This window comes from Clostridium sardiniense (genome assembly GCF_019753795.1).
Classification (GTDB): Bacteria; Bacillota; Clostridia; order Clostridiales; family Clostridiaceae; genus Clostridium; species Clostridium sardiniense.
Map to the genome: position 1 here is coordinate 167,207 of NZ_JAIKTU010000001.1, position 18,292 is coordinate 185,498.

At 29.6% G+C, this 18,292-nt stretch carries 15 protein-coding genes; 12 read left to right on the forward strand and 3 right to left on the reverse strand.

What is annotated here, in order from left to right:
- Positions 1-327: 327 nt before the first annotated feature.
- Genes K5V21_RS00685 through K5V21_RS00705 form a run of 5 tightly spaced genes read left to right on the forward strand, consistent with a single transcriptional unit; the run spans position 328 to position 5,882 of the window.
- Positions 328-1,977: a peptide ABC transporter substrate-binding protein gene (locus K5V21_RS00685; RefSeq protein WP_221858319.1), complete on the forward strand. Its 1,650-nt coding sequence runs from the start codon at positions 328-330 to the stop codon at positions 1,975-1,977.
- A 25-nt stretch (positions 1,978-2,002) separates the two neighbouring features.
- A complete protein-coding gene (locus K5V21_RS00690) occupies positions 2,003-2,950 on the forward strand; it encodes an ABC transporter permease (RefSeq protein ID WP_221858320.1) in 948 nt (315 codons plus the stop codon).
- 10 nt (positions 2,951-2,960) lie between these two features.
- On the forward strand, positions 2,961-3,878 hold the full coding sequence (locus K5V21_RS00695) for an ABC transporter permease (RefSeq protein WP_221858322.1): 918 nt from the start codon (positions 2,961-2,963) through the stop codon (positions 3,876-3,878).
- A 26-nt stretch (positions 3,879-3,904) separates the two neighbouring features.
- Complete coding sequence (locus K5V21_RS00700) at positions 3,905-4,918, forward strand: ABC transporter ATP-binding protein (RefSeq protein ID WP_221858324.1); 1,014 nt, start codon at positions 3,905-3,907, stop codon at positions 4,916-4,918.
- Between the two features lie 4 nt (positions 4,919-4,922).
- Positions 4,923-5,882: an ABC transporter ATP-binding protein gene (locus K5V21_RS00705; protein ID WP_221858326.1), complete on the forward strand. Its 960-nt coding sequence runs from the start codon at positions 4,923-4,925 to the stop codon at positions 5,880-5,882.
- A 169-nt stretch (positions 5,883-6,051) separates the two neighbouring features.
- Here K5V21_RS00705 and trpS read toward each other — a convergent pair whose 3' ends face one another.
- Positions 6,052-7,056 carry a tryptophan--tRNA ligase gene (gene trpS, locus K5V21_RS00710; protein WP_221858328.1) on the reverse strand — a complete coding sequence of 335 codons (1,005 nt, stop codon included), beginning with the start codon at positions 7,054-7,056 and terminating at the stop codon, positions 6,052-6,054.
- A gap of 278 nt (positions 7,057-7,334) precedes the next feature.
- The gene (locus tag K5V21_RS19480; protein WP_221858330.1) at positions 7,335-9,224 is read right to left on the reverse strand and encodes a GerAB/ArcD/ProY family transporter; all 1,890 of its coding nucleotides are present in this window, start codon (positions 9,222-9,224) and stop codon (positions 7,335-7,337) included.
- Positions 9,225-9,326: 102 nt separating this feature from the next.
- On the opposite strand from K5V21_RS19480, the gene K5V21_RS00720 reads away from it, so the two are divergent.
- The 5 genes from K5V21_RS00720 to tyrS all read left to right on the forward strand — a co-directional run bounded on the left by K5V21_RS00720 (position 9,327) and on the right by tyrS (position 15,400).
- Positions 9,327-10,760, forward strand: coding sequence for a spore germination protein (locus K5V21_RS00720; protein WP_204593211.1), 1,434 nt, complete (start codon positions 9,327-9,329; stop codon positions 10,758-10,760).
- Positions 10,732-11,862: a Ger(x)C family spore germination protein gene (locus K5V21_RS00725; protein WP_221858331.1), complete on the forward strand. Its 1,131-nt coding sequence runs from the start codon at positions 10,732-10,734 to the stop codon at positions 11,860-11,862. Before K5V21_RS00720 ends, K5V21_RS00725 begins: the two co-directional genes overlap by 29 nt.
- 239 nt (positions 11,863-12,101) lie before the next feature.
- The gene (locus tag K5V21_RS00730) at positions 12,102-13,277 is read left to right on the forward strand and encodes an AlbA family DNA-binding domain-containing protein (protein ID WP_221858332.1); all 1,176 of its coding nucleotides are present in this window, start codon (positions 12,102-12,104) and stop codon (positions 13,275-13,277) included.
- A 99-nt stretch (positions 13,278-13,376) separates the two neighbouring features.
- The gene (locus tag K5V21_RS00735; RefSeq protein WP_221858333.1) at positions 13,377-13,802 is read left to right on the forward strand and encodes a hypothetical protein; all 426 of its coding nucleotides are present in this window, start codon (positions 13,377-13,379) and stop codon (positions 13,800-13,802) included.
- A gap of 371 nt (positions 13,803-14,173) precedes the next feature.
- Complete coding sequence (tyrS, locus tag K5V21_RS00740) at positions 14,174-15,400, forward strand: tyrosine--tRNA ligase (RefSeq protein ID WP_221858334.1); 1,227 nt, start codon at positions 14,174-14,176, stop codon at positions 15,398-15,400.
- Between the two features lie 155 nt (positions 15,401-15,555).
- Here the strand turns inward: tyrS and K5V21_RS00745 are convergent, their stop codons facing one another.
- Positions 15,556-16,182 carry a TrkA C-terminal domain-containing protein gene (locus K5V21_RS00745; RefSeq protein ID WP_221858335.1) on the reverse strand — a complete coding sequence of 209 codons (627 nt, stop codon included), beginning with the start codon at positions 16,180-16,182 and terminating at the stop codon, positions 15,556-15,558.
- Positions 16,183-16,358: 176 nt separating this feature from the next.
- Between K5V21_RS00745 and K5V21_RS00750 the strand changes: the two genes are divergently transcribed.
- The gene (locus K5V21_RS00750) at positions 16,359-17,048 is read left to right on the forward strand and encodes a metallophosphoesterase (RefSeq protein WP_221858336.1); all 690 of its coding nucleotides are present in this window, start codon (positions 16,359-16,361) and stop codon (positions 17,046-17,048) included.
- A 314-nt stretch (positions 17,049-17,362) separates the two neighbouring features.
- Entirely contained in the window at positions 17,363-18,154 is a 792-nt protein-coding gene (locus K5V21_RS00755; RefSeq protein WP_204593218.1) for a GTP pyrophosphokinase, read from the forward strand.
- Positions 18,155-18,292: the final 138 nt, after the last annotated feature.

Consider the following 18,292-nt stretch of genomic DNA (forward strand, 5'->3'; position numbering starts at 1 on the left):
AATTGAAAAATTATCACATTACTAGGATTAAAGCCACCTTATGGTTTAGTATTATAAATTAAGAAATTATATGTAACTATGGATTATATTATGGAAGTGTATTAGTTAAGAATTGATATCAATTATACTGTATTGAAAAAAACACAAAATTTACAAAAAACACCACGGAATACATATGTATTCAACAGAAAAACATATGAGAAAATGATAAAAAAAACAGAGTATTTTTATGATTGATTTAATATGATAAAAAATTTTCAAAAAATATATAATTTAGTGACTCCATCTTTGATAGAATAGAAACAAGAAAAAAAGGGGGCGTTAAAAATGAGAAAGAAAAAAATCATAGGAGCAATAGTGATGCTTGGATTAACAGCATCATTATTTGTAGGATGTGGAGGTAGCAATACAGAATCATCAGGAAAGTCAGCAGAAACTTTAAAGTTAACATCAGGTGGGGCTCTTAAGACTATTGATTCTGTTAAAGCAACAGATGAAGTTTCTCATAGTGTAACTCAAAATACACAAGAAACATTACTTGTATACAATGATAATAAACCAGTACCAGGTGCTGCAGAATCTTATGATAAGAGTAAGGATGGTAAGACTTATACATTCCATTTAAGAAAAGGATTAAAGTGGAGTGATGGAAAGGAACTTACTGCAAAGGATTTTGAATATTCATGGAAGAGGTTGCTAGACCCTAAGGTTGCATCACAATATGCATTCTTCTTATTTAAAGTAAAAAATGGTGAAAATTATTTTAATGGTAAAGCTAAAGTTGAAGATGTTGGAATAAAGGCAACAGATGATAATACATTAGTTGTTACACTTGAAAATCCAGTACCATACTTTGACCAATTAGTTGCATATCCAAATCTGGCACCGCAAAGAAAAGATATAGTAGAATCACAAGGTGACAAATATGGAAGTGATCCATCAAAGCTTGTTTATAGTGGACCATTTACAGTATCAAATTGGCAAAAGGGATCTAAATTTGAACTTAAAAAGAATCCTAATTACTGGAATGCAAAGGATGTAAAATTAAACGAAGTAGATTTTATGGAGCTTACAGAACAAAGTACTATATACCAAATGTTTACTAATAACCAATTAGATGTAATGGGCGGACAAGGAGAATTCTTAGCTAAACTTCAACAAGGTGCAAAGGATGGTAAATGGAATGAAGTTACAGGAACTGCACCAAGTGTATTCTATGGTCAATATAATATAAAGAGTAAAAATAAGGCATTAAGTAATCCTAAGGTAAGACTTGCATTATCAATTGCATCTGATAGAGAAGGATATACTAAAGATGTATTAAAAAGAGCTATTCCAGCATATGGATTAGTTCCACAAGGAATAGCAGTTGGAGATGTTGATTATCGTGATAAGGTAGAACAACCTTTAAAGAAGGTTATGAATGAAGATCCAAAAAAATTATTAATAGAAGGATTAAAGGAAGCTGGATTAGATCCAGATCCAGCAAAACATACTTTTAAATTCTTACTACAAACTAGCGATGCAACAGCAAAGAGTCAAGGTGAATTTATGCAAAACACATGGAAACAAAAGCTTGGTGTTAATATAGAATTAGTTACTGCAGCAGATTTCTCAGATTTCTTAACTAAGTTAGACAATGGAGATTTTGAAATTGCAAGTGCAGGATGGGGAGCAGACTTTAATGACCCAATAACATTCCTTGATTTGTTTGGAAAATCAAATACAAATAACACAGGTAAATATAATGATGCAAAAGTAAATGAATTATTAGAAAAATTAAATACTGAAACTGATAATAATAAGAGACTTGAGATGTATAAAGAGATTGAGCAAATAGAAGTAGTTAAGAATCCAGCTGTGACTCCTACTTACTATAAAGATATCCATTCATTCCAAAAGAAGAATGTAAAGGGATTACAACTTCCTAAATTTGGGGGGACATATCAATTAAGATGGACATCTATAGGAGAGTAATCTAGAAATTTGAGGAGGAGACCACATGGTTAAGTATCTTTTAAAAAGACTGGCTTTAATGATAGTTACTTTATTTGTAATAGCTACTGCAACATTTTTCTTAATGAACAGTATGCCAGGAAATCCAGTAACATCTCAAGCAAAGAAATTGCCAGCAGAAATTGCGAAAAATATGGAAATTAAATATGGATTAGATAAACCTGTTACTGAAAGATATATGGTATATATGAAGAATCTTTTAAAAGGAGATTTAGGTGATTCTTTCGTAACACCAGGGATGAGTGTAAAAGATAAATTAAAAGACAACTTTCCAGCATCAGTCAGGATAGGTTTACAATCTGTAGCCTTTGGGTTAGTAATTGGTGTATTACTTGGGATTTTAGCAGGATTTAAAAAGGAAACTCCAATAGATTATGTGGTTATGTTTATAGCAATACTCGGTGTATCAATACCGAGTTTTGTTTTAGCTACATTAATACAATTAGTAATTGGAGGATCTCATGGAATTCCTATTGCAGGATGGTATGATAGTTCAATACCCTTTATAGAGCAGTTTAAATTTACAATATTACCTACAATAGCATTAAGTTTTGCAGGAATAGCAACATATGCAAGATATATGAGAGCATCAGTACTAGAGGTTGTAAGCCAAGATTACATCTTGACAGCTAAGGCGAAGGGATTATCTTCATGTGCTATTTCAATGAAACATATTTTAAGAAATGCTATATTACCAATAATCACAATACTAGGACCTCAAATTGCAACAATAATTACAGGTACAGTTGTAATTGAAAGAATATTTGCTATACCAGGGATAGGTAATGCTTTAATTGATGCGATTTATGCTAAGGATTATAACATTATAATGGGCTTAACAGTTTTCTTTTCAGCTCTTTATATTCTTTCAATATTAATTGTTGATATTTTATATAGTGTTATAGATCCACGTATTAAGATTGAGGGAAAGTAGGGATTTATGTATGGCAGAAATAAGTAGGGATAAATTTAAAATTGTAGGGATAGATAAAACAAAATCAGAAAGTATTGTAAGACCAAATTTAACATATTGGCAAGATGCTTGGAGGAGACTTAAGAGAAATAAGGTAGCACTAGTATCATTAATAGTTTTAATAGTAATTGTATTGATGTGTGTAATTCAACCACTAATAGCAGGTGAAAATTATGCTGTTCAAAATATGGGTGAGATGAATCAAGGACCTTCAGCAAAACATTTCTTTGGAACAGATAATCTTGGAAGAGATTTATTTGATAGATTATGGATTGGTGGTAGAGTATCTTTAATTATTGCATTTGTTGGTACGTTAATTGAATGTTTAGTTGGAATAATATATGGCGGCATAAGTGGATACTTTGGTGGACGTGTAGATAATGTAATGATGAGAATTGTTGAAATACTAAATAGTATTCCATATTTAATTATAGTTATATTAATTGCAGTAAGACTTGGAAATGGTATACTTCCACTTTTAATTGCATTATGTATTACTGGATGGACTGGGATTGCAAGAATGGTTCGTGGACAAGTTATGCAACTAAAGGAATCAGAATATGTAATGGCAGCAAAAACTTTAGGTGCAAGTCCACTTTGGATTATATTTAAACATATGATACCAAATTCACTTGGAATAATAATAGTTTATATAACTTTTGATATACCAAGTTATATATTTGCTGAAGCATTTTTAAGTTTTATAGGACTTGGAATTCAACCTCCAGAAACAAGTTGGGGTGCTATGGCATCAGCAGGACAACAGGTTATGTTATTCTACCCAAGTCAGCTTATATTCCCATCACTAGCTATTGCTATAACAATGTTAGCATTTAATTTATTAGGTGATGGATTAAGAGATGCGTTAGATCCTAAATTAAGACAATAAAAGGATTCGGTATAGGAGGAAAAGAAATGTCAAAGATACTTGAAGTAAAAGACTTAAAGGTGTTATTTCACACTTATGCTGGAGAAGTTAAGGCAGTTAGAGGAGTTAGCTTTGATTTAGAAGCTGGCGAAACTTTAGCTATAGTTGGAGAATCAGGTTGTGGTAAAAGTATAACAGCTAAATCATTAATGAAATTACTACCTACTCCACCAGCTGAGATAGATAAAGATTCAAAGATTATATTTAATGGAAAAGATGTATTATCTTTAAATAAAAAGGAACTTCAAAAACTTAGAGGGGGAGATATAAGTATGATCTTCCAAGATCCTATGACTTCTCTAAACCCAACAATGAAGATTGGAAAACAAATAATAGAAGTTCTCAAAATACACAGAGGTATGAATAAAAAGGATGCTACAGAAGAAGCAATTAGACTATTAAAATTAGTTAACATTCCTAATGCTGAAAGTAGAATAAATCAATATCCATTTGAATTCTCAGGTGGTATGAGACAAAGAATGATGATTGCCATAGCACTTGCTTGTAATCCTAAGGTGTTAATAGCAGATGAGCCTACAACAGCCTTAGATGTAACCATCCAAGCACAAATTATGAATCTTATAAATGATTTAAAAGAGAAGCTTGGAACATCTGTAATTCTTATAACTCATGATTTGGGAGTTGTTGCAGAATTCTCAGATAAGATACAGGTAATGTATGCTGGAATAGTAGTTGAAAGAGGAACGGTTGAAGAGATATTTACTGATGCAAAACATCCATATACTTGGGCGTTATTAAAGTCTATGCCAACTTTAGATACTGAACATAAGGGAGAATTATATTCAATAAGTGGAACTCCACCAGATTTATTAAATCCACCAATTGGATGTCCATTTGCAGCAAGATGTGAGTATGCAATGGAAATATGTAAAGAAGAGATGCCAGAAGAAACAATAATTACAGATTCTCATAAGGTAAACTGCTGGCTTATGCATGAAAATGCACCAAAGGTAGAATCACCTTTAAAGAAGGGGGTTTAAGCTAATGAGCAAAGAAATACTTTTAGAAGTTAAAGATTTAAAAAAATATTTTAGTGTAGGAAAAGATAAGACGCTAAAAGCAGTAGATGGAGTTAGTTTTACCATAAATAAAGGAGAAACATTAGGATTAGTTGGTGAATCAGGATGTGGAAAAACAACTTGCGGAAGAACTGTAATGGGCCTTTATGATGCAACAGGTGGCGAAGTAATATTAGACGGGAAAAATATTGCTAAGTTTAGCAATAAAGAAAAAAGAGCTAATTCTAGGACATGTCAAATGATTTTCCAAGACCCATATGCTTCATTAGATCCTCGTATGACAGTTGGCGATATTATAGCAGAAGGTATAGATATACATAAGCTATATACTGGAGAGGCGAGAACAAAAAAGATATATGAGTTATTAGAACTTGTTGGTCTTAACAAAGAGCATGCATCAAGATTTGCTCATGAGTTTTCAGGTGGACAAAGACAACGTATAGGAATAGCAAGAGCACTTGCAGTAGAGCCTAAATTTATTGTATGTGATGAGCCAATCTCTGCTCTTGATGTTTCAATTCAAGCACAGGTTGTAAATTTATTAATTGATTTACAAAGAAGAATGGGGTTAACATATCTTTTTATTGCCCATGATTTATCAATGGTAAGACATATATCAGATAGGGTTGGAGTTATGTATCTAGGAAATCTTATGGAGATTTCTGAAAGTAATAAGGTGTATGAACATCCATTACATCCATATACTAAAGCTCTTATGTCATCTATACCATTACCTGAATATAGCAATGAAAAAAGAGATGATAGAATAGTATTAGAAGGTGAAGTAAGCAGTCCTATAAATCCTAAACCAGGATGTAGATTTGTAAGTAGATGTAAGTATGCAAAGGATATTTGCTCAAAGGAACAACCTAAATTAAAGGAAGTAGAGAAAGGGCATTTTGTTGCTTGTCATCTATATAATTAATAAGAGCGGTTTCATACCATAAATAGAATTAGTGTTATATCATTAATAAACTACATTTATATAATGATATAACACTTTAAATTTACTATATAAAATAAAGGAGAGTTACTTAAATTAAACATAGTCTGAATTTAGTAATTCTCCTTTTTATCTTAGTTATATTAAAAAATTATCTTGGAATAAATCCAATTTTCTTTTGCATTTTTCTAAGAGTTTTATTTGCTACATATGATGCTTTTGAAGCCCCTTCTTTATAAATAGCTTCTAAAGCTTTCTTATCTTTAAGAAGTTCATTAACTTTTGCTTGAATTGGAGCAAGTTCATTTACTAAAGCTTCTGCAACATCTGCTTTAAGCTCTGCATATCCTTTGCCTTCATATTTTTTTACTAAAGTTTCAGGACTCTTTTCTGTTATTGCAGACAAAATGTTTAAAAGATTTTTAACACCAGGTTGATCATCTGTATAATTAACAATTCCAAGACTGTCAGTTACGGCTCTTGAAATTTTCTTTCTTATAACATCTGGTGGATCCATGATTAAGATAAATGAATTTAAGTTATCATCTGATTTTGACATTTTCTTAGTTGGCTCTTGTAGATTCATTATCTTAGCACCAGTTTTAGGAACATATCCATCTGGTATTTTAAATGTAGGGCTGTAAGTATTATTAAATCTTGCAGCTATATCTCTTGCAAGTTCTAAATGTTGGATTTGGTCTTTACCAACAGGAACTAAATCAGTTTGATATAATAATATATCAGCTGCCATAAGTACAGGATATGTAAATAATCCTGCTCCTACTGAATCTCCGGCTTTCTTTGATTTATCCTTATATTGAGTCATTCTTGAAAGTTCTCCAATATATGAATTACAAGTTAAAAGCCATGCTCCTTCTGAATGAGCTGGTACATGAGATTGAATGAAAAGAGTATTCTTTTCAGGATCAATTCCACATGCTAAATATATTGAAAGAAGTTCTAATGTTCTTCTTCTTAAATCTGCAGGTTTTTGAGGAACTGTTATTGCATGTAAATCTACAACGCAGAAGTAACTGTTATATTCATCTTGAAGTTTCACCCAATTTTTTATAGCTCCAAGATAGTTACCTATTGTAAGGTCTCCTGAAGGCTGAATTCCACTAAAGATGACTTTTTTAGCTTCGCTATTTTCCATAGTGCTTCACTCCTTAATTTAAACTAAAGTCATAATATAAATTATAATTGGTATTGCCTAGTAATGTCAATTTGTATGTACTATGTAAATAGGCAGTTTACTTATATTATTTAGATATATATGGTACTTTGAACATATAAAAAATGCTTAGGTAAAATAATAAAACCTAAGCATTTGTGGGAATATTAATAATTAAAATTAGATAATAGATAGTAAACTTTGTAATAGACTTTACTGGTATATAGTGAGCTTTATAATGATCTTTAATTATAATTTTTCTATTCCTTTGACTGTGTGCCTGATGGGAAGAAAAAGTTACCGCTAATATGGGATTCTTTAAAATCTTGTTTACTATTAGTTTGATTATTACTTTCACTGTTATTTTGATTGTTATTTTGTGAATCAGTATAATTACCAAATACATAGGAGCCGCTTGATTCATCTTGATCACTACAATTATTAGTTTCATTTTGGTTATTATAATTATTATTGCTGTCTAAAGTACTTTGATTATTAGGATAATTTCCATTGCTAGAGTTAATTTGATTATTATAATTGTTCTGGTTATTTAAAATACTTTGAGCATTAGGGTAATTCCTATTGTTAAAGTTGTTTGGAGTAGTTGCACCATTATTAGTAGTACTATTAAAGTAATTTTGATTACCATAAATGTTTTGATTGATTTGATTGCCTTGACTACTTGGGATACCTTGATTATCCGAGTTGCCTTGATTAATTGGGTTACCATAATTATTTGGATTGCCCTGAGTGTTTGAGATACCTTGATTATTCGGGTTACCCTGAGTGTTTGGGGCACCTTGATTATTCGGGTTGCCCTGATTGTTTGGAGTATCATGATTATTCGGGTTGCCCTGATTGTTTGGAGTATCATGATTATTTGGATTGCCCTGATTGTTTGGGTTACCATAATTATTCGAGTTGCCCTGAGTGTTTGAGATACCTTGATTATTAGGATTGCTTTGATTAATTGGGCTACTTTGATTATTCGAGTTGCCTTGATTAGTCGGGTTATCATGATTATTAGAAGCACATTGATTATTTGCTGGAGTATTTACGTTTCCAGCAGCTTGAGCCTTTAAATTTTTATTCCATCTATAATAGTAAATAGCAAATGTTATAAATGGCATTATACCAAGTAGTACTAAAGCAATTAATTGATAATATTTTAAAAAGTCAAAGAAGATATAATGATTTTTTGTAATAAAAAATGCACATATATAGGCAATTATCGAATAAACAATGGCATATACCCTTTTGTTTGAGAACTTATCTTTATAAAGATAAAGTATAGCAACAGCACAAAGAACATATTTAAGAAACCATAAACAAGTTGTCTTTGATATAAATAATAAATCACCAAATTCTATAAACCCTTGAAGCTCTATACGCTGAGTTCTTAAAAATTCAGGATAATATATATTACTAGCTCTTAAGGGACCAAAGGTTGTAACAGCAGATGTAACACTTGCTACTGAAATGAATACAATAATTAATCCAGCTATAAGAGTAAATTTACTTAGCTTTTCCTTTTTCTCTACATATTTTAAGAATGGAAAAGTAACTGCTGTCGAACAAAAAGAACCAAGTATAAGTAGTATACATAGAATAAACTCTTTATTTATCCCAAGGCCCATTATAGGTAAAAGATAAGTGTAATGTTGATATGAGAAGGTAAATAACTCAACAATAAACATTGTTGAGAATACAAGTATAATGGTAACTGTTATTACAATTAATAATGTTTCAAGTCTTCTTGTAATTAAATAAGCAGCAGGTATTATAAAAAATAGTAAACTATACCAAATTGGTGTTTCGATAAATATATTAGAATGTATTGAATCACTTTGAGCTGCAGTAGATTCAATTGATGTTAAAAATAGTGTAAGTGCAAAAATAAAAATAAATATATTACCAATATTTTTAGGATATGCTCCTTTAAATATTAACTTAATATCGAAAGTATTTGTCTTTTTACATACATATATAATGAAGTATAAATAAGCTAAGTAAATAATTCCTGCAATAATTCCAGCAATCCATGTATCAGCACCCCCCATACTAATAAAAATGGAAGAATAACTTCTTAAACCTATAAATGAAACAACGCATATAAAAAATAAATAATGTTTGCTTGATAGTTTATTCATTAAATCACCTCTAAAACTCTAAGTTACAACATTCAAGTATAGTATTAGCAAAATAATGAATATTAAACATTTCTGGAGGAATAATATTTTTAGGTGATGCAGATGAAAAATAATTTAGAAATAATCAAAGAAAGATTTAAAGATAGCTTTGATGTCAAGTATAGAGAAATTAATGGACCTTTAGGTAAGACAACATTAGTTTTTATTGATAATCTTTGTAGTACACAATTTCTTAGTGACTACATTGTAAGTCCAATAAGAAGTAAAAAGGTAAGATGTCAAAGCCTTGAAGATCTAATTACTAATGTATTAGAAATTAATATTGCAAACTTTGTAGAGAACAAAACAAGTATAGATGATGCAATGCTTCATATAGTTTCAGGAGATGTTGTCATATTTGTTGAAGGCTATGAAGAAATGATTTATTGCGAAGTTAAAGGTTATGTAAGAAGAGGTGTTGGAGTCCCTCTTACTGAATCAGTAGTAAAGGGTCCAAGAGAAGGTTTTAATGAATTATTTGTTGATAACATAGCACTTATTAGAAGAAGAATAAAAAATCCAGATCTTAAGTTTGAACCTATATATGTAGGTGATAAAAGCCAAACAGTTGTATGTGTAGCGTATATAAAGGAAGTTGCGCCAGACAATTTAATAAATTACATAAAAAGTGTTATTAAAAATATGGATATGGAGTTTATATTAGATACTAATTATGTAGAAAGCCAACTTAGAGAATCAAATTCAGCATTTGACACTATTGGATATACAGAAAAGCCAGATGAAGCAGCTTCTAAGATAATGGAAGGAAGAGTAGCTGTATTAGTTGATGGTACACCATTTGTAATAACAGCTCCATATTTTTTTATAGAGAATTTTCAAGCACCAGATGATTATTATTTGAATAAAACCTATACTAATTTTACAAGGGTAATAAGATGGATGGCATTCGTTTTTGCAACTTTTATACCAAGTATGTATGTTGCAATTATAACTTATCACCCTTCTCTTATACCATCATTATTTTTATTTAGATTAGCAGTTTCAAGGGCTGGTGTGCCACTATCAACAGTAGTAGAAGTTCTGGTCATGATTTTTGCATTTCAGATAATTAAAGAAGCTGGACTTAGACTTCCACAGCCAATTGGGGGAGCTATGAGTATTGTTGCAGCTCTTATTTTAGGAGATGCAGCAGTTGGAGCTGGTATTGCATCTAGGATAACTATAATAGTTGTAGCCCTTAGTACATTAAGCTATTTCTTAGTACCAAAGCTTTATGGAGCTTTATCAATTTGGTCTGTTATATTTGTAATAGTAGCAGGATTTTATGGACTTCCAGGAGTATTTATTACTTTCCTTATATTCTTAACAAGACTTGCAGATTTAAAATCAACTGGATATTCTTATCTATTCCCAATTGGAAGTATAGATACATTTAAATTTAAGGATGTAATATACAGAGGAAGACTTGATAGAATATCTAAGAAGATAATTGGGGAGGGAAAGGAATATGAAAAAGAATGGAAAAAGAATATTTAGTTTAATATTAATAATTCTTATGGTACCTACTATATTATCTGGATGCTTTAATTATAATGAAATAAATCAAATAACATTTGTAACAAGTGCAATTTTTGATATTGATGATACAGGAAATGTTATATTGTATTTAGACTCTATGAGACCATATAGAAATACAAGTGAAAGTTCAGATAATGGTAAGAGAGTGATATATAAAGGTGTTGGTAAGACAGCACTTGAAGCTATAAGAGATGTAAATATGGCTTCAAGTTATAAAATTAACTTTACTCAAAATAGAGCATTAATATTTACTGAAGCTGCTGCAAAACAAGGGATAAATAAATTTTTAAATTTAATAAATAACGATCAGGAATTCCAAGTAAAACCATATGCATTTGTATACTTTGGAGATGTTAAAAATTTAATTGATATTAGTCAAAATGATGAGGAGTATATAGGACTATTTTTAAATGATTTAGTTGATAAAAATAAAAAAAATCCAAGGAGTATAATAAGTAACATAAATGACTATATAGTAGACTCAGAAATAGGAAATAATTATGCAGTGATGAGTGGGTTAGAAATTAGAAAAGATGTTGTAGACCAAAGAGTTGAGTTATCTGGTGGAGTACTTATGAGAGATAATAAAATGATTGAAAAAATAGATGTTACAGATGGAATGAGCTACAATTTTTTAATGGATAAAATAAAAACAGGAACATTAGAAATAGCAAATCCTCAAATGAATGAGGGATTCGTAACACTAGAGATCTTAAATAGCAAGACAAAGACAAACGTTGAATATAAAGATGATAAAGTTACGCTTAATAAAAAGATAAAAGTAAAGGCTGTAATTGCTGAGGCACAAGGAAGATTTGTTGTTTCTAAGGAAGCATTAGATACTTTGAAAGCTAAAGCTGAACAAAATATAAAAGATTATCTTGAACAATTTTTTTATGGCTTTATTGATAAAGATATAGATATTTTGCAAGTTGAAAGACTATTAGAAATTAAATATCCACAGAAAGTTATAGAGGATGTATTATCAAAAATTGATTTTAATTTAGATGTAGAAATAAATATTCAAGGTGGAGATAGAGTAGAAAGTAGTCTTGTTTAATTTGAAAAATATGCTATTGTTAGATAGATTTAGATAAATTATAAAGTGATATTATAGACTATATGTGAATTAGTCTATAATGTCACTTATTTTTTTATTATAAAATATAATTATATGTATAAAACTATTAGTAATAGAGTTAATTAATAGAAATATAATATAAGATAGAGAGGTTTAAAACTTTTTAACTAGATAATCAACAGGACAAGTATTTAATTTGGAGAAAGGGAAGAAAAATTGTGGATAGAAAAAAATTAAACTCCTTAATTAAAAGAGAAGAAGGACAAAAATTAGATTTTAAGTTAAAACTAGACCTATTAACTGACAATGGTAAAAAGGAATTTGCAAAGGATATATGTGCAATTGCAAATTGTAATGGTGGAAGAGGATATATTGTTGTTGGAGTAAGGGATAAAAGTAAGATGATAGAGGGAATAAAAGAAGAGGACATGTTTACAGAAGAGAAAGTCCAACAGATTATATCATCAAGATGCGATCCACCTATTCCTATTATTGTTGATTTTCTTAAGGTAGATAGCAAGACTGTTGCTATAATTACAATATGTGATGGTCAGCAGAGACCATATCAAATTAAAGAACATGGAATATTTTATACAAGAAGAGGTTCAATAACAGATGTTATGAGAAGAAGTGAACTTATTGCAGCCTTTGAAGATAATATGGAACTAACAGTTGAAACCACAAGTGTTATAAGAAGTAATATTAATATGCTAGATGAAAATTTACTAAAGTTATATTTTAGGCAAAAAGGAATAGAACTTAATAAAGATAATAAAGAGTTTTTACTTCAAAGTGCAGGCATAATTAATTTTGTTGATAGATTAAATGGGTATAGATGCACTTATGGTGGATTACTTGTGTTTTCAGAGGTTAATAATTTATGCATCCCAAATAATATGATAAAGATAGTCAATAAATCAAAAAATCAAAGCAAAAGAAATAAGGGAAACAATAAGTGTGATAGTTCTGATATTAGAATAGTACAAGGTAGTCTACTTACAATGGTAGATAAAGCAGAAAAAGAAATAAATAGTATTATGCCAAGTAACTATCCATCATGTACGATTGTAGAAGCTATAAAAAATGCTATTTTGTATAGAGAGTATACAGAAATTAATAAGATTATAGAGGTAGTCATTACTGATAAAAGTGTAGCAATTACAAGTCCTGGTGATTTTATAGATAAAACAGTTGATTTTAATAAGTTATCCTGCAGCAAAAGAAACATGTGGATATATGAGAAATTAATAAGCTTAGATAAACAAAAGAGATTTTTAAATGATGGGAATGGTTTATCCAGAATTAAGAGTGCCTTTAAAGGTAAAAATAGAGTAAGATTCATTAATTCTAAATCGCAGAATTCATTTAAAGTTATACTGCCTGGAACTTTTTAAAATATTTATCTATAAAATGATAAAACTTTTATTAAAATTAGGATTAAATTTAAAATGATGAATATAATGTAATATAACTATAAATAAGGGGTGGTCCTAATGATTCAAGTATTTTGTAACAGGAGAGGTTCAGGAAAGACAAAGAAACTAATTGAACTTGCAAATACTCATTTAGATAAAGTTAGAGGAGATTCAGTATATATAGACGATGATTCAAGATACATGAGGCAGGTAGATAGAAAGATAAGGTTTATATCCACAGAAGAATTTGGAGTAAATGATTGCGAGAGTTTTTATGGAATGCTTTGTGGTGTTATTGCAGAAAATTATGATGTAGAGAATATTTATATTGATGGTTTACTTGGTATTGTTTCATGTTCAATTCAGGAAACTTCTAGTTTGTTTAAAAGATTAAGATCACTTTCAGCCAGATTCAATATTAATATATTCATAAATATAAATTATGAATTCAAAGAGGATATTCCAGAGTTCATAAGAGCTCACGTTAGAGATCACGTTGCGTAGGTTTGTTTAATTTTGAAATAGTTATTTATGAAAACAATTACTTTGTATTAAAGAATTTGAATTAGAAATACACTTGAGTATATTAGCATGGGATATAAATCAAGATAATCATATATTAATAGTAAAATATAAATTACTATCTAAAATTAGAGATACTATAGGCTTTTATTACATTAGTTAAAAGCTTATAGTATCTTGTAATTTTGGGTAATTTAATTTTAAAAGGTAAAAATTAACGTATTAAACATAAAAATCAAATAATGGTGATGAAGTAGTGAATAAAGGTTGTTTTTATTGCAAAAATAACATATAGAATATATACTATTTATATGTAAACGTAGGAAAGAATTAAAGACTTGGAGGATAATAGAATGGCTAATGTATTAGATCAATTATTAGAACGTGGATACATAAAACAATTTACACATGAAAAAGAGACTAGAGAATTATTAGAAAAAGAAAAGATAACTTTTTATATAGGATTCGATCCAACAGCAGATAGCTTACATGTTGGACACTTTATCGCTATGATGTTTATGGCGCATATGCAAAGAGCAGGACATAGACCAATAGCATTACTTGGTGGTGGAACTGCAATGGTTGGAGATCCAAGTGGAAAAACTGATATGAGAAAGATGCTTACTAAAGAGCAAATTCAACATAATGTTGATTCAATAAAGAAACAAATGGAAAGATTCATTGATTTTACAGATGATAAAGCAATCATAGTAAATAATGGAGATTGGTTATTAGACTTAAATTACATAGAGTTCTTAAGAGAGATTGGAGCACATTTTACAGTTAACAGGATGCTTTCAGCTGAATGCTTTAAGAAAAGACTTGAAACTGAAAATGGCCTTTCATTCTTAGAATTTAACTACATGTTAATGCAAGGATATGATTTCTATGTATTAAACAAAAAGTACAACTGTAAGATGGAACTTGGTGGAGACGATCAATGGTCAAACATGATTGCTGGTGTTGATTTAGTTAGAAAGAAATCACAAGAAAGTGTATTTGCAATGACTTGTTCACTTTTAACTAACAGCCAAGGTGAAAAGATGGGTAAAACTGTTGGAGGAGCTTTATGGCTTGATCCTGAAAAAGTTTCACCATTTGATTTCTATCAATACTGGAGAAATGTTGCAGATGCTGATGTAGAAAAATGCTTAAAGCTATTAACATTCCTACCTATGGATGAAATAAACAAACTTTCAAGTCTTGAGGGTGCAGAAATAAATGAAGCTAAGAAAGTACTTGCATTTGAAGTAACTAGCTTAGTTCACGGAGAAGAAGAAGCTAAGAAAGCTGAAGAGGCTTCAGAGGCACTTTTCGCAGGTGGAAATGATATGACTAATGTTCCAACTGAGGTAATCAAGAAGGAAATGGTAGGCGGAAGCTTATTAGATGCATTAGTTGAAGTTAAGATATTCCCATCAAAGGCTGAAGGTAAGAGATTAATGAAGCAAGGTGGAGTTACAATAAATGATGAAAAAGTTACTGACTTTATGAGAACATTAGAAGAAAGTGACTTTGTAGATGGATCAGCTCTAGTTAAAAGAGGAAAGAAGAAGTTCTACAAATTAATAGTTGAATAATTTATAGTGTAATCACTGAATAATATAGTTTAAAGGCTTAATGATTTATATAATCATTTAATTTAGTAACTTATTATTAGTTAAATAAAAGCCCCCTAATTTGTTTGTTAATTAGGGGGCTTTAAAATATCTTATAAAATTATTTGTTTTTTAATTTATTCTATTGAAGTTATGTAATTTTTGACGTTGCCTACAACATCATTCTCACCTACATAAACTATTATATCGTGTTCGTTTATAGTAAAGTATGGTCCGGGAGAAAGGTATAATTGATCATTTCTTTTAATTCCAACTATAGTAGCCCCAGTATTATGCCAAAAGTTTAACTCACCTAAGCTTTTTCCAATCATTAAGCTATTTGGTTGAACCAAGCTCTCGTAGGGAACAATAAGACCTACATTTCTAAGTTGAGTAGCAAATTCAATAAGATTTTCAATGTTACTTTCTAGACTCTTCTCTAGAGTTTTCTTCTCATCTAACAGAGTATAAATTTGCTCCTTGATATTTGTAAACTCACTTTTAGTCTTGAATTTTTTCAAAAATTCATTAGCATTATCTTTGCTGGCAATTTTTATTCCGCTCTTTTCTTCTACAATTACAACATCCATATCTTTTAATAAAGCAATTGCGCGACGTATTGTCTCAGGAGAAACGTTGTATATACTTACAAGTGTAGAACGACCAGAAAGTTTCTCACCTTCAGTAAATCCACCATTTACTATTCTTGAAGCAATATCAATTGCTATTTTTAAGTATGTTGGAGTTGATGTTTTTCTTGCCATATTAATCACTCCTATCAGTGAATAATTGTACCATAAATTAATGAAACATAATAGATGGAATGATAAATAGTATATATGATAATATTTACTAAAGTTATTGGAAATCATTAAGGATATGATGATATAATAAAGCAGAGTTTAGAATTTGTATACATAAATAGAAAGGTGATTAAATAATGGCGTTATATGCTATATCAGATTTGCATTTAGCTTTAAGTGGGGATAAGCCAATGGATATATTTGGGGAGCACTGGAGCAAACATGATGAAAAAATAAAAGAAAATTGGTTATCTAAGATAAATGAAGATGATACTGTATTAATTGCAGGGGATATTTCTTGGGCGATGAAATCAGGTGAAAGTGAAGCTGATCTTAACTGGATTGAAAGTCTTCCAGGAAAAAAGATAATATCAAAGGGAAATCATGATTATTGGTGGGGAAGTATTAGCAAATTAAACAGTATGTTTGAAAAGACAAAGTTTCTTCAAAATAATTTTTATGAATATGGAGAATATGCAATCTGTGGTACAAGAGGATGGATATGTCCTGGTACTGATAGATTTACTTCTCACGATGAAAAAATATATTCAAGAGAGGGGATAAGACTTAGACTTTCTTTAGATGAAGCAAAGAAAAAAGGATTTACTAAGTTTATTGTAATGCTACATTACCCTCCAACTAATGAAAAGTTTATGCCATCACAATTTACTGAAATTTGTACAGAGTATGGTGTTGAAAAAGTAATTTATGGTCATCTTCATGGAAATTGTTTAAATAGAGTATTAGAAGGTGAATTTAAAGGCGTTGAATATATAATGACAGCAGCGGACTTTTTAGACTTTAATCCAAAACTTATAAAAGAATAATAGATTTTCTTATCTTTAAAATATAAATGGGGGAGACGTTTTTTTAATTGATTTAAAGTAATAAATAAATTAAAAAATGTTTCCTCCATATTTTATTTATTAATACTAAAGAAAAACACAAATAGATATTATAAAAATTAAATTTATATTTATCATTAATTGAGTTAAATATTTATAGAAACTAGCTATAATTTAATAGCATAAAATGAAATATTTTTGATGAATTTCATTGAATATGAATATCTATAAAGACATTACATACGGAAAAGTTTTTGGTATAATAAAGTGTAGTAATAGGAATAGGTGGGTTATTTATGGCGATTAATGATTGGAAGAGTTTTTTAATGCCCTATGAACAGGCAGTAGAAGAATTAAAGGTTAAGCTAAGAAGTATAAGAAAAGAGTACAGAAAGAGAAAAGAATATTCTCCAATTGAGTTCGTTACTGGAAGAGTCAAGGAAGTATCAAGTATTTTAGAGAAGGCTAATAAATTTGGAATTCCTGTAGATAGAATAAGATTTGAAATGGAAGATATAGCTGGTATAAGGGTCATGTGCCAGTTTGTTGATGATATAGATAGAGTGGTCGAACTGCTTAGAGAAAGAAAAGATATGCAAGTCTTATATGAGAAAGATTATGTTAGAGGGGTAAAATCTAGTGGATATAGAAGTTACCATATGATTATTAAGTATACTGTAAATATGGTTGATGGTCCTTTAGATATACTAGCAGAATTTCAAATAAGAACTTTAGCTATGAATTTCTGGGCAACAATAGAACATTCACTAAATTATAAATATAAACAACAAATACCAGTTGAACTTAAGCAAAAACTAAAAAGTGCAGCAGATGCAGCTTTTCAGCTTGATGAAGAAATGCTAGAAATTAAAGATGAAATAAAAGATGCTCAAAAGTTATTTGAAGTAAAATCAGCAATTATTTCAGACATAATGAATCAAATTCTAGTATTAATATCTTTAGGGAAAATCCCAGAAGCAAGTAGATATGAAAAGTCCTTAAATAAATTAATTGAAAATGGGGATGTTTGGGAACTTAACAATTTACTTAGCTCAATAAAAAAAGAAGTGGATAAGTATAAAGATTAAAATATAAAGATTAGAATATAAATATTAAAATATATTTAAAAAATCAGCATAGATTTGGTTTTCCAAATTATGTTGATTTTTTTTATTAAGATTAAAAAAAATAATGAATTATATAGACTAATTTTCCAAAAACTAATG